11 protein-coding genes and 1 riboswitch are annotated in these 12,794 nt (G+C 69.8%); of the genes, 2 read left to right on the top strand and 9 right to left on the bottom strand.

Annotated elements, in window-relative coordinates; all coding sequences use genetic code 11:
* Nucleotides 1-7: 7 nt before the first annotated feature.
* From ACTWQE_RS31795 to ACTWQE_RS31815, 5 genes are all read right to left on the bottom strand, one after another.
* Entirely contained in the window at nt 8-778 is a 771-nt protein-coding gene (locus tag ACTWQE_RS31795; RefSeq protein ID WP_443332555.1) for a PAS domain-containing protein, read from the bottom strand.
* Nucleotides 779-1,076: 298 nt separating this feature from the next.
* Entirely contained in the window at nt 1,077-1,775 is a 699-nt protein-coding gene (locus tag ACTWQE_RS31800) for a class F sortase (RefSeq protein WP_443332556.1), read from the bottom strand.
* A gap of 12 nt (nt 1,776-1,787) precedes the next feature.
* Nucleotides 1,788-2,582, bottom strand: a complete 795-nt coding sequence (locus ACTWQE_RS31805) for a hypothetical protein (protein ID WP_443332557.1) — start codon at nt 2,580-2,582, stop codon at nt 1,788-1,790.
* A gap of 456 nt (nt 2,583-3,038) precedes the next feature.
* Nucleotides 3,039-3,407: a DUF7144 family membrane protein gene (locus ACTWQE_RS31810; RefSeq protein WP_443332558.1), complete on the bottom strand. Its 369-nt coding sequence runs from the start codon at nt 3,405-3,407 to the stop codon at nt 3,039-3,041.
* A 248-nt stretch (nt 3,408-3,655) separates the two neighbouring features.
* Entirely contained in the window at nt 3,656-6,283 is a 2,628-nt protein-coding gene (locus ACTWQE_RS31815; RefSeq protein WP_443332559.1) for an ATP-dependent Clp protease ATP-binding subunit, read from the bottom strand.
* Nucleotides 6,284-7,172: 889 nt separating this feature from the next.
* Nucleotides 7,173-7,329, top strand: a riboswitch (cyclic di-AMP (ydaO/yuaA leader).
* Nucleotides 7,330-7,333: 4 nt separating this feature from the next.
* Between ACTWQE_RS31815 and ACTWQE_RS31820 the strand changes: the two genes are divergently transcribed.
* Nucleotides 7,334-7,807 (top strand): C40 family peptidase, encoded by a 474-nt coding sequence (locus ACTWQE_RS31820; RefSeq protein WP_443332560.1) that lies wholly within the window; start codon nt 7,334-7,336, stop codon nt 7,805-7,807.
* Nucleotides 7,808-8,121: 314 nt separating this feature from the next.
* Here the strand turns inward: ACTWQE_RS31820 and ACTWQE_RS31825 are convergent, their stop codons facing one another.
* The 4 genes from ACTWQE_RS31825 to ACTWQE_RS31840 all read right to left on the bottom strand — a co-directional run bounded on the left by ACTWQE_RS31825 (nt 8,122) and on the right by ACTWQE_RS31840 (nt 11,809).
* Nucleotides 8,122-8,265, bottom strand: coding sequence for a hypothetical protein (locus tag ACTWQE_RS31825; protein ID WP_443332561.1), 144 nt, complete (start codon nt 8,263-8,265; stop codon nt 8,122-8,124).
* A 322-nt stretch (nt 8,266-8,587) separates the two neighbouring features.
* Nucleotides 8,588-9,430, bottom strand: a complete 843-nt coding sequence (locus ACTWQE_RS31830) for an inositol monophosphatase family protein (RefSeq protein WP_443332562.1) — start codon at nt 9,428-9,430, stop codon at nt 8,588-8,590.
* A gap of 1,088 nt (nt 9,431-10,518) precedes the next feature.
* Nucleotides 10,519-10,959: a TIGR03668 family PPOX class F420-dependent oxidoreductase gene (locus ACTWQE_RS31835; protein ID WP_443332563.1), complete on the bottom strand. Its 441-nt coding sequence runs from the start codon at nt 10,957-10,959 to the stop codon at nt 10,519-10,521.
* A gap of 22 nt (nt 10,960-10,981) precedes the next feature.
* Nucleotides 10,982-11,809 (bottom strand): LLM class F420-dependent oxidoreductase, encoded by an 828-nt coding sequence (locus ACTWQE_RS31840; RefSeq protein ID WP_443332564.1) that lies wholly within the window; start codon nt 11,807-11,809, stop codon nt 10,982-10,984.
* Between the two features lie 197 nt (nt 11,810-12,006).
* Here ACTWQE_RS31840 and ACTWQE_RS31845 point away from each other — a divergent pair.
* Nucleotides 12,007-12,794: hypothetical protein (locus ACTWQE_RS31845; RefSeq protein ID WP_443332565.1), on the top strand; the 788-nt coding region annotated here is incomplete at its 3' end.

Here is a 12,794-nt window from a genome sequence, read left to right on the forward strand (position 1 = left end):
CCAGCCGCTACCGGGCCCGGTAGTGGCTGGTGACGTCGAGGGCCGTGTGACAGACCCCGAGGACGCGCCCCGAGGCGTCCACGAGCCGGAAGGCCGAGCCGGACCGGACGCGGTCACGCCCCGCGTACGTGGGGGAGTCGCCGGGGGCAGCACCGAGCTGCTGGAAGGTGAGCATCGGCTCACCCGTCTCCAGAACCTGCTGGGCCTCCTGTTCGAGGGCGGCCCCGTCGAGTCCCGGCATCGCCTCGCCCAGCCGGCGGCCCAGCCGCTGTCTCGCGGGCACCCCGTCGAGACGTTCCATCGCGGGGTTGATCAACATGTACCGGAGCCGGGCGTCCACGACGGCCATGCCGATGGGGGACTGGGTGAACAGCCCGCGCAGCACGGCCTGGTCGCGCTCCCACTCGCGCAGGCCCACGACATCGGTGACGGCGACGAGCCAGCTGCGTCTCCCGCCCACCTCCCACAGCCGGCAGGCCCGCAGCCCCAGTTCCAGCCGCCGTCCGTCACGGTGGCGTACGGGCGCGACGGCCTCCCAGCCGTCGCCCGTACGGCGGCGCTCGGAGAGGGGTGCCGCGGCGTCGCCGGCGCCGCCGACCGCGAGCAGTGCTGTGACGGGCTGGCCGACGATGTCCGCCGCCGGGTAGCCGAGCAGGGCCTGCGCACCCAGGCTCCACCGTTCGATCACACCGTGCGCATCCACCACGGCGGTCGCCGCATGCGCAACGTCGAACGGGCTACCCGGGTTCGCGCTATGAGCCGCATCGGGTGTGCTCATCGTGGCCCGTCCATCCTGGGTGCTTCGTGACCCACTAGACCCCTACCCGATCCATTGTTCTCAGACCGCGCCGTGCGGCGAAAGAAGCGAAGGACCGAAGCCTCCGGTCTCCGCGGGGAGAGAGCGTGGCTGGCGTGCCGCGCCCGTCCCACGGTGTGTGCTCCGGGCTGCCGCTGCGGGCCCCCCGCGGGGCCCGGGGGCGGGAGCGGCCGATCGGAGGGCGGACCCGTGTGCACAGGTCCCCCTCCGATCGTAAGCCGGAGTCCGCGTCAGCTCGCCGGGAAGGGGACGAGCGTCCTCACCCGCGGCTTCCCGTGAGGGAGGCATAGACCACGACGTTGTCGGCGTAGTGGTGGGTCTTCTTGTCGAAGTCGCCGGCGCAGGTGATGAGCCGCAGCCCGGCGTGGTCGACGTTCTTGTAGACCTCCAGCGTCGGGAAGCGGTTCTTGGGGTACTGGGCGATCTTGTCGACGGTGAACTCCGCCGTCTTCCCGTCCTGGCGGGTGACCTCGATGTTGTCACCGGCCTTGAGGGTGGCGAGCTTGAAGAACACCGCCTGGGCCCCGTTCCAGGTGACATGACCGGCGATGACCGCCGGTCCCTTGGCACCGGGCGTCGGGCCGGGGGTGTACCAGCCCGCCTTGGCCGGATCGGTCGGTGTCTCCATGGCCCCGCCCTTGCCCAGCCCCAGCTTCACCAGGGAAGAGGAGACCTTCAGGGAGGGGATGGAAATCCGCTCCGGGGGCGATGCCTCCATCGTGCCCACCCCCTTCCCGCTGCCTGAGGAACTGTCCCCGCTTCCCGACGCCTGCGAGCCCTGCTGTCCGCCCTCCACGGCCGGGGCCTGCGCCGCCGGGGCGGTCTCGGGCGGTGCGGGCTCCTGGCGTGAGAGCCCCACCACCAGCAGCACGGCTGTGGTGACGGCGAGGACGGCGCCGGAGACGATGAACAGGGGGCGGCGCGATGTGGTCCTGGGACCCTGGTGCGATCGGCTCATGCTGCTCCCTCCTCAGCCGTTCTGCGCGGACTGCCGGGCACGCTTGCGTGCCATGGTGAGCGCACCGGCCGCGGCGACGAGAGCGACACCGCCCGCAGCGAGCAGGCCCGGCGCCTCGATACCGTCGGTGGTGCCGTGACCGGTCTCGACGCCGCCCACCGGAATGGAGCCGACGGCCGCTCCCTTGACGACGCCGCAGTTCGTGGGGGCGGTGGCCTCCTGGGGCAGTTTGGGGTCGAGTTCGCTCTTGCCCGCGCCCTCGAAGTCGTACTTCTTGTTGTTGTTCGGGTCGATTCCGTGCTGCACCACGTGGAGGTCCTGAATCTTCTCCACGACGTCCTGGGAGACGGTGATCGTGCGCTCGTAGGAGAGCTTGCCCTGCGCGTCGGCGGTGGGCATGCGCTCGACGGCGAGGCCGCTGTCCGGCGACGTGTCGCCCTCGGTGGTGAGCGAGATGTTGATGTCGCCGTAGTCGACCGTGGCTTCGGTGTTGTTGAGGATCCCGTCGCCGTCCGTGTCGTCACTCGCGTCCGGGCAGTGGAAGTCATGGCCGTCGGTGGAGCCGTGGAGGTGCTGCGCATGCGGCTGGCCGGGCGTGAGTCCCTCGGACTCGACCTTCACGGTCAGCTGGTTGCCCTCGGTGCTGAGCATCACCGTTCCGGAGGCACCTGAGTTGTTCAGCTGCTCCAGATCGATCTGGTGCGCCTTGCCGTGGCCGTCGGCGAGTGACGGGGTCGCCACGGCGAACGTCAGAACGGCGGGCAGAGCGACGAGTGCGGCAAGACGAGCGGTGCGCTGGACTGTCACGGGCGTGCATCCCCTTTCGGACGGCCCCCGCGTGGCGGCGGGAACCGTGGTCGGTCTCTGGCTCGGATCAGCAACTCACCCGTGTTCCCGCGGCGTTGACGACGCCCGGCGAACCGGATCAGCTGTGCCTGACTGGGTATTCGGAGCACCTACGAGTGCGGATTGGTCCGAGTCGGAGTTCCTTGCGCCGGTCATCGCCCAGGAGACGGACCATCACCCAATCCCCGCAGCTCACCGTGGGTGCGGACAGGACGGAACCCCCGGCAAAAAACCGGGGGTTCCAGGGTGTTCCAGCGGACGGACGCGTTCACCGGAGGGGATACCGGCCCTCCCGGCCGGGCCAACGGGACCTCCACGGCGACGTCGTTGACGGGGCCGGTCGAGGGAGGACGGGTCGGCGTCGGATCACCGCGTTCGCTCTCTCCTCACGCCCTCGGCTGCCGCGGTCCTCGCATATCAGGCCTCGGACCGTCGCGGTCCCGCGCACAGCGCCCAGATGACGAAGACGTCGATGGCCAGCAGGGCGATGGCCCAGACCGGCGCGTACGGCAGCCACAGGAAATTCGACAGCGCGCCGAGTCCGGCGAGGAGGACGCCAACGAACCGCGCCCACACTGCCCCGCTGAACAGGGCGAACCCCGCGAGAGTGATGACAACGCCCAGCACCAGATGGATCCAGCCCCATCCGGTGAGGTCGTACTCGAACACGTAATTGCGAGTGGCGACGAACACATCGTCGTTCGCGATGGCGGCGATCCCCGCGAAGAGGGTCATCAGTCCACCGAAGATCATCATGACCCCCGCGAACAGGACCCATCCGCTCATGAACCCGCTCGTTTCGGAACGTCGGGCAGTTGCCCCTGCCCGAGCCCCACTGACATGGCCGGTCATGGTGGCTCCCTTGTCAGCACTGGCCTGGCCGCCGCCGGGTTCACCCGATCGGCGGTCCTTGTCTCCACCGTTCCACAGGTGGTGTCCACCGGCATCTCGGCTCTCCCCGGCGCCCCGGCCCGGTCATGCTCCGTACGACCCGGGGCACCGGTACGTGAGCCGCCGCCCCTCGGGAGGAGCTCCTACGCGGAACCGTCCGGTCCGCCGCTGGGGCTCAGTGCATGGGGCGCCGTGGCCGTTTCGTCCCTGCGGAACGTCAGCTGTCCGTCGGCGACATCGATCCGGAGACGGCTGTGGGGCTGCAGCGTGCCGTCCAGCAGCATGCGGGAGAGCTGGTTGTCGACCTCGCGCTGGATCGTACGGCGCAGCGGTCGCGCGCCGTACTCGGGCTGGTAGCCGCGATGGGCGAGCCAGTCGACGGCCGCCGGGGTGATGTCGACGGCGACATCCTGGGCACGGAGCCGGCGCCTGGTGTCGTCCAGCAGCATGTTCGTGATCTGCCGCAGCTGTTCGTCGGCGAGCTGGCGGAAGATCACGATCTCGTCGATGCGGTTGAGGAACTCCGGCCGGAAATGGTCGCGCAGCGGGCGCAACACCCGTTCGCGGCGGGCCTCTTCCTCGGCCTCCGCATCACCCGCGCCGAAGCCCATGGACGCGCCGCGCCCGGTGATGGCCTCCGAGCCGAGGTTGCTGGTCATCACGATCACGGTGTTCTTGAAATCGACCGTGCGCCCCTGGGAGTCGGTGAGCCGCCCGTCGTCGAGCACCTGGAGGAGGATGTTGAAGACATCGGGGTGGGCCTTCTCGACCTCGTCCATCAGCAGCAGCGAGTACGGGTTCCGGCGCACCGCCTCGGTGAACTGTCCGGCATCCTCGTGGCCGACGTACCCCGGGGGCGCTCCGACCAGACGGCTGACGGTGTGCCGTTCCTGGTATTCGCTCATATCGAGCCGGATCATCCGGTCCTCGCTGCCGAAGAGCGCCTCCGCCAGCGCGCGGGCCAGCTCCGTCTTGCCCACCCCCGTGGGGCCGAGGAAGAGGAAGCTGCCGATCGGACGGCCGGGGTCGGCCAGACCGGCCCGGGAGCGCAGTACGGCGTCGGCGACGGCGGTCACCGCCTCGTCCTGGCCGACGACGCGGTGGTGCAGATGCTCCTCCAGGCTGAGCAGGCGGTCCCTCTCCTCCTCGGTGAGGCTGCTGACGGGGATCCCGGTCTGCCGGGACACGATGCCGGCGATGTCCTCGACGGTGACCTCGGCGACATGGCTGCGCGGTGGCTGCGCCTGGCCACCCTTGGGGATCCGCTGTTCCAGGTCGGCGATCCGGTCGCGCAGCTCGGTGGCCCGTTCGTACTGCTCGGCGGCGACGGCCTGGTCCTTGTCCCGGGTCAGCTCCTCGACTTCGCGCTCCAGGGCGCGGATGTCCGTGCCGCGGGTGGAGGAGCGCAGCCGGACCCGGGCGCCGGCCTGGTCCATCAAGTCGATCGCCTTGTCGGGCAGATAGCGGTCCGTGAGGTAGCGGTCGGAGAGCTCGACGGCGGCGAGCAGTGCCTCGTCGGTGTAGCGGACCTGGTGGTGGGCCTCGTAGCGGTCCCGGAGCCCGCGCAGGATCTCGACGGCGTTCGCAGGGCTCGGCTCGGGGACCAGGACGGGCTGGAAGCGGCGGGCGAGTGCGGCGTCCTTCTCGATGTAGCGCCGGTACTCCTCGAGCGTGCTGGCGCCGACGACATGGAGTTCACCGCGGGCCAGGGCGGGCTTGAGCATATTGCTGGCGTCCATCGGGCCGCCCTCGGAGCCGCCGCCGGCGCCGACGACGGTGTGCAGCTCGTCGATGAAGACGATCAGCTCGTTCGAGTGGGCGCGGATCTCCTCGATGATGCCGTTGAGCCGCTCCTCGAAGTCGCCGCGGAAGCGGGTCCCGGCGACCACTCCGGAGAGGTCGAGCTGGATGACGCGCCGGCCCAGCAGTATGTCGGGGACATCGGCGTCCGCGATGCGCTGGGCCAGACCCTCGACGATGGCGGTCTTGCCGACTCCAGCTTCGCCGATCATGACGGGGTTGTTCTTGCCCCGCCGGGCGAGCACCTCGATGGTCTGCTCGATCTCCTCGGCCCGGCCGATCACCGGGTCGATACGGCCCTCGCGTGCCGCGTCGGTGAGGTCGCGGCCGAACTTGTCCAGGTTGGGGGTGTTCCGCTCGCCGGCGCCGGGACGCTGGCCGGTGCTGCCGGTGACGGGCGGGAGGCCGTTCTTCGCGCCGGGGGGCGGTGGGGAGAAGTGGGCGGCGTTGAGGATCTGGCCCGCTGTGGAGTCCCGGTTGGCGGCGAGGGCGACGAGGACGTGCTCGGGACCGATGTACGAGGCACCGGTGGAGCGGGCGATCTCATGGGCGTCGAGCAGGGCACGCTTGACGGCCGGGGTGACGGCGATGGAGCTGCGGGGCGGCCCGTCCCCGGCCTGCCGGTCGATCTCGGCGGCGAGCGCGTCGGGGTCGGCCCCGGCCCGCGAGACCATGCCCCGGGTCGGTTCCGCGGAGAGCGCCGCCCGCAGCAGATGCTCGGTGTCGAGGTCGGTGCTCCCGTGCTGGGCGGCGTAGGTCGCGGCGGCGGAGACGAGCTGCCGGGCCGGTGCGCTCATCAGCCGGCTGAAGTCGACACGGCGGGGGTCCGGGCGCTGTCCGGCCTGCCCGCTGCCGAGGAAGTGGGAGAGGAAGTCTCCGAGGGGGTCCGGACCGCGGTTCTCGGGACCCTGTGGTGTGTCCTGTCCCTCGTCTCCGTCGTGCTTGTCGTGTCCGTCGTGTCCGTCCGTCATTGGTATCCGTCCCCGTGGCCCAGACGGGCCGGGCCACGCTGTCTCAGTGCGCGTGCCGCTGGTGAACGCGTTCCCACACGTCCGGCATGACAACAGATCGCCACAGTCCCACGCGCCCCAATTTAGACGATGTGGCGGTGTATGTCTGGTCCCGGAGACCGTGGAGCGGAGGGGCCGGACCGCAAGGATCCGGCCCGGTCGTCCGGGGCCGGACCCTGCGAGAGCGCCGCGGTCGACGACCGCCCCCTGGGGCGCGGTGGTACGGGTGCGGGCGGTGGCGCCGCCTTGCGTGCCCCGCTCACCGAAGGGCCGCGATGTCTCCTGATCCCCGAACGCTGCGTGCCCCCGTGCTCGCCGACCCCATGTCCGGTGCGGGTGAGCTCCCTGGTTGCGATGGACGATCTTCATCGGCCGCTTCGTACGCGCTTCGGTCATCCGCGGGTGCGGCCCGGCGGGGGCTCGGCCGGGGCCAGGGGAGCGGCGATGCGGTACGCGAGAGGCTGACCGTGAGCGCGCCGTCGCCGTCGTGGACGCCGGGGAGCCGGACGGGTCAGGAGCCGGCGATCCCGCGCCCACCCACCCCGGTCGCTCGTGCCCGCGCCGCTCGCCCCAACGTCCTTGCATCTCCATGGAATCGAGCGTCCAACCGTGTCGAGTCGGCAGCATTCGGCTCCCAACTCCCCGCTGCTCAACAAGGGTTACCGCAAGTATTCACACGAGGTGGCACGCCTGTTTTGCTCCATCGGATGAGAAGTGAAGAAGTTCACAGATGGCCATTTCGGCTCTGAATTACGGTGGTTGATGACGCAGGATCCATAACCGAAGACAAGCCCCCGCCACCCCGGCGGGGCGATCCGGGCGGACGCCGAGTCCTGCCGCCGCTCCGGATGCAGATCGAGCACCACAGTTCGGCAGGAGCGGGAGACCCAAGCACAACCGGGCCACGATCACGGTGGCTCTTGGGGTGAAGCCACGCCAAGTGGCCGGGCACCTTCGCCAGCCCGAACCCGACAGGTCATCTTTCGCAGGCGGATGACGAAGGGCTTTCGCTTGTCTGCGCATACACGCATACCTGCGCTCATACCCCGGGCCGGAATCCTGTCCGTTCTCACGGCCGCCGCTCTCGCCGGTTCGACCCTGATACCCAGCGCTTCACCCGCTGCCGAAGCCGCTACTCCGGCCGGGAAGGCGCTGAAGGTGGCGGCCTCCAAAAAGGGGTCCCCTTATCGGTACGGGGCGGCGGGCCCGCACCGGTTCGACTGCTCCGGGCTCACGCTGTACTCGTTCAAGCGGGCGGGAAAGAAACTGCCCCGCACAGCGGCCGCGCAGTACAACAAGACACGCCATGTCTCCGTGCGATCCCGTAAGGCGGGCGATCTTGTGTTCTTCCATTCAGGGAAGAATGTCTACCACGTCGGTATCTACGCCGGTAAGAACAGGATCTGGCATTCCCCGAAGCCCGGCAGGACGGTGCGGCTGGAGAAGATCTGGACTCACAGCGTGTGGTACGGGCGCGTGAAGTAACCAACGTCCCCGTCTTTCGGTAGAACCGGGGGATTCCCCCACCTCTCCGATGAGTTCCTCCGGTCCGGGGGATTCTCCCACCTCTTCGGCGAGTTCCTCCGGTCGCGACACCGGTCGTACCACGTTCCGAGAAAAGCGGTATGGCCGGTGTCGACCGAACAAGAACCGGTTTCCGTCGGGCGTCGCGGGGTTCCGCCGCGTGCGAGGCCGGTATCCCGGTGCATCCGCCGCGGGGCGAGTCCTGCGCGGACAACCGGCCGCCGCGCGGGGTGATGTGGCGTTCTCGTCGCGTTCAAGGCCCCCCGAGCCCTGGTTCACTCCTCCGTACCGGACGGGGGAGTGTCGTCCTCGGGTGGGCTCACCCAACCGCAGATTCCGCAGACGTAGCGGTTGTGCAGCCCGTCTATCTGCGCTCCGCAGCCGGGGCAGGTCGTTGTCCAGTAGGAGTCTCCGGTCAACGCTGGGCTCCGCAGTTTCCGCACAGCCAGCCGCCTTTGGGGCTCTGCTGCATCTGCCCCCCGCACTGGGGGCACTGGTTCCGCACTTCCGCCGGGTCGCATCTCACAGCCGTCTCCTGTCGTCGTCCATCGGAGGAAGAGACGCACCGTGGAGCTCGAAGGGCGTGTTACCCGCCGATCCTGGCGCAATCCTTTGCCCGTGAAGTGGAATCCCCGTGATAGAGGCGATTCCCCCGTACACGTTCTGGCCACTTCCCCAGAAGTGCGGGGACATTCCTGCCACCGAGGTCCCACCCGTGGGCGCCGCGCCGAGGCCGCCTCATCAGCCGGGCGCACCGGCTGATGGAAGAGGAGCGGTCAGCAGGCCCGCGATACGCCGTGCCGTCGCCTCGTCCCGGGCGGCGGCGAACGGGAGTGCGCCGTCCGCCATGCGAAACGGCTCTCCATGCAGGTTGAGGACCGCCCCTCCGGCCTCGGCGACGAGCAGGATGCCCGCGGAGTGGTCCCATGGGTTGTCCCAGGCGTACGTGGCGGCGTCCAGCTCGCCGCGTGCGACATCCAGGTAGTCACAGCCGGCTGAGCCGCTTGCGCACGCCTTCACCCCATGGGCGGGGCCGAGCTCGTAGAACCGCTGGTTCTGCTCAGGGGTGAGATATACGGGCCGTGCGCTCGCCAGCTGGAGGACGTCGTCATTGCCCGGGGCCACGGGGAGCCGTACCGGTTCACCGTTGAGGAGCGCCCCCTCTCCGCGCCGCGCCACGGCCATCAGGCCGGGAACGGGGAGGTGCGTCCAGGAGGCGAGCAGTTCCCCATGGCGGGCGAGGGAGACCAGCGTGGCGAACTCGGGCTGCTGCCGGACGAAGTTGGAGGTGCCGTCGATCGGGTCGATGATCCAGACAGGTGCGTCACCGTGCAGAGCGTCCACGAGCCCCGGATCGGCTGCCACCGCTTCCTCGCCGATGACCAAGGAGCCGGGTATCAGCGAGGTGAGTGCGGCGGTCAGCCGCTCCTCCACCTTCCGGTCGGCGACCGTGACCAGGTCGAGGGGGCCGGTCTTCTCACTGATCTCGGCGTCCGACAGCCGTCCGAAGCGGGTGAGCGCCTCTTCGGAAGCCACGGTCCGGATCAGTTCTTCCACCGCAACATGAGTCCCAGAGCTGAGCATGCTTCCATCTAACGTGGTCGTGTCCCCTCGCCTCACACCGGGCCGGGCGGCTCACGACAGCGCGGCTGACGGCCGGCGGCTGACGGCCGGGCGGCACTGACGGCCGGTGGGGCGGGCCTCAGTGCTCGAGATGAGACGGAGGAGTGTCGTCCTCGGGTGGGCTCACCCAACCGCAGATCCCGCAGAGGTAGCGGTTGTGCAGCCCGTCTGTCTGCGCTCCGCAGCCGGGGCAGGTCGTTGTCCAGGAGGAGTCGATGGTCAACGCTGGGCTCCGCAGTTCCCGCACAGCCAGCCGCCGTTCGGGCTCTGCTGCATCTGACCCCCGCACTGGGGGCACTGGTTCTGGGTTTGCACCGGGTCGCGTCTCACAGTCGTCTCCTGTCGTTGTCCCTCGATGAGAGCGCCATTGACGTGCGGAGGTTCCACCTATCACTCATCTTTGGCCAATGCTTCACGCTCGGTAATGAAGTGCAGGTTGGACTGAGAACGGAAGAGCCGAACCCCAGAACCGGACCCACCGCTTCCGGGAAACGGCCCTGGGAAAAGGAAACGCATCATCGCGCCGAGCAGTGGTGCGGATATGTGCCTACATCAATGATCGGTCCCATGGGCGCCCGCGTCATCGTTCTCCGGGCTGATCCTCGGACGGGGCTGCTGACCGTTGTGCATGCCAATGAGCCCATGGACATCGGCTGTGGCGTGCGTCGGCCCGGAGAAAGGCATAGGGCTGGGCCTTCCCCGGGGAGAATATCCGTCGTGATCAGGACGGCGAGCAGCCGACGGCGTCGCCGGAAACGGAGCCCGCCGCTGAATGCCCCGGCGGAGAGGCCACGGCGTATGCATATCTGCGGCGTGGCGCGGAATGGGTGGTCCATTGATCGGCTCGAGGGAGTCGGTCGGGGAATTCTTGCGGTGTGCCCATGGCGTATGTGCATCTACGGCGTGGCGCGGAATAGTTGGTCCATCACTCGGCTCAACGGAGCCGGCCGCGAAACTCGTTGTGGTGCGGCCACGACGTATCGGCATCTACGGCGTGGCGCGGAATCTGCGGTCCATCACTCGGCTCGTCTGTGACGCCCCGTTGGCATTCAGCGGCTTCGCCATCCTCGCCAACGGCCGACGGTGACCAGCACCACCGGCCCCTCCGGAGGCCGTTCCCGGTACTGCGGGTACTTCACCCTCAGCAGTTCGAGCGCATCGTGCGGATCCGCCGCCGCGTCAGGGGGCCGCGACGGCGGGACTCCGATCCGGGCCTCGCCGTCGGCCCGAACCCACCACAGCCGGCTCCAGTCCTCGTCGTACCGGTCCACCAGCAGACACACGGAGGGGTTCGCCCGGATATTGGCGAGCCGCTTCAACCGGGTCGTCCGCTTGGGCTTGTGGTCGACCGCCATCACGACCGTGTCGCCGTGCACCGCGAAGACCACGGGGACCAGGTGCGGACGGCCCTCTCCGTCCGCTGTCGCCAGCCGGGCCACTCGGGCACCGGCGAACAGACGCCTGGCTTCCCCCGGGTCCATGTCCGGCATCGTGCGACGGCCTCTCCCTGCGCTAGCGGTAGGCCCCGGCGAACTCGGCCAGTTGGTCCAGGTGTTCCAGGCTCTCGCTCTCCGGCAGTGTCGGGAGGTAGAGAAGCACCCGTTCGACGCCCAGGCGGGCGTACCCCTCCACCACCTCGGGGCTCGCCGGGGCCGCGTACACGGTGACAGGGACCTCGCGCCCCGCTGTCTTGCGCAACTCATCCATCTTCGGGCCCAGTTCGTCCGGCATCAGAGTGTTCGCCAGCCAGGCGTCCCCGTACTCACCGATACGGGCGAAGGTGCGCTCGCTGCCGCCACCGACGTACACGGGCGGGTGCGGCCGCTGCACCGGCTCGGGCAGGGAGACCACCGGGTCGAAGTCGACGAAGTCGCCGTGGAACCCGGGGTGTTCCTCGGTCCACAGCCGGAGAATGGCCCGCATCCGCTCATCCAGCAGCCGACCGCGGGTACGTGGATCGGTGCCGTGGTTGCGCATCTCCTCGCGGTTCCAGCCCGCGCCGATGCCGAAGACGGCACGGCCACCGGACACCAGATCGAGCGAGGCGACCTCCTTGGCGGTGATGATGGGGTCGCGCTGGATCACCAGGGCGACCCCCGTGCCCACCAGCAGCCGTTCGGTCACGGCCGCCACCGTGCTCAGCGCCACGAAGGGGTCCAGGGTGCGGTAGTACTCCTCCGGCAGCTCCCCGCCGCCCGGGTACGGCGTCTCGCGACTCAGCGGGATATGGGTGTGCTCCGCGATGAACAGAGAGTCGAAGGCGCGCTCCTCGATGGCGCGTCCCAGAGGTGCCGGCGCGATGCCCTGGTCGGTGATGAAGGTGGAAATTCCGAACTTCACTGCCCTCTCCGTCCTCGGTTCCGTCGTGTGCCCTGTTCCTCCACCATCGCGCCTGCCCGGCTGGACCGCCCCACGGCACCACCGCGTCGGCCGGGAACCCGGCGAGCGGACCGAGGGTGGCAGGCCGGGGCGCGACGGCTCCGAGCCCCCGGGCGTGGACGACCGAATACGGGCCTTAAGGGTGCAAACATAACTATATGGGTTGGGAGGAGATTGCCGAGGAGCTCTACGCGTTGCCGCCGGAGGTCTTCACGGCGGCGCGCGACGAAGCCGCCGGCACCGCCCCGCGCGAAGAGGCGGCCAGGATCCGCGCCCTGCGCCGCCCGACGCTGGCGGCCTGGGCGGTCAATCTCCTTGTCCGCCGCGAGCGGAAGCAGATCGAGGCGCTCCTGGGGCTGGGCGAACAGTTGCGCCGAGCCCACCACGAGCTGGACGGCCGGCAGCTGCGCGAGCTCTCCCACCAGCAGCGCCGGCTGGTTGCCGCCCTGTCCGAGCAGGCCCGTCGGCTCACTGCCGAGGCCGGACGCCCGGTGCCGGAGAGCGCGCTGCGCGAGGTCGAGGCGACGGTGCACGCGGCTCTGGCCGACCCCGAAGCGGCCCGCGAACTGGCGACGGGACGCCTGGTCAAGCCCCTGGCTCCACCGGCCGGCTTCGGCCCGCCTGCCGATGCCACCGTGCACCAGCTGCGCCCGTCCGGGCAGCCCGACTCCCGTGACCGCGCCGCGGCCGGGCGGACCGGGCGGGCCGAGCGGAAGCGGACGGGTGCGCAGGGACGGAGCGACCGGGACGACCAGAAGGATCAGGAAGGCCGGGAGGGGCTTGCGACGGTCGCCGACCTGGCCGCACGCAGTCGCGAGCGCGAGCGTGCGGAACGTGAACGGCGCGCACGCCTGACCGAGGCCCGTCGGGACGCCGAGAGCCTCGACCGGGCTGCCCGCAGCAGCGCCGAGCAGGCCGTAGCGGCGGAACGCGGCCTGGCCGACGC

The organism is Streptomyces sp. 8N706 (assembly GCF_052245415.1).
Classification (GTDB): Bacteria; Actinomycetota; Actinomycetes; order Streptomycetales; family Streptomycetaceae; genus Streptomyces.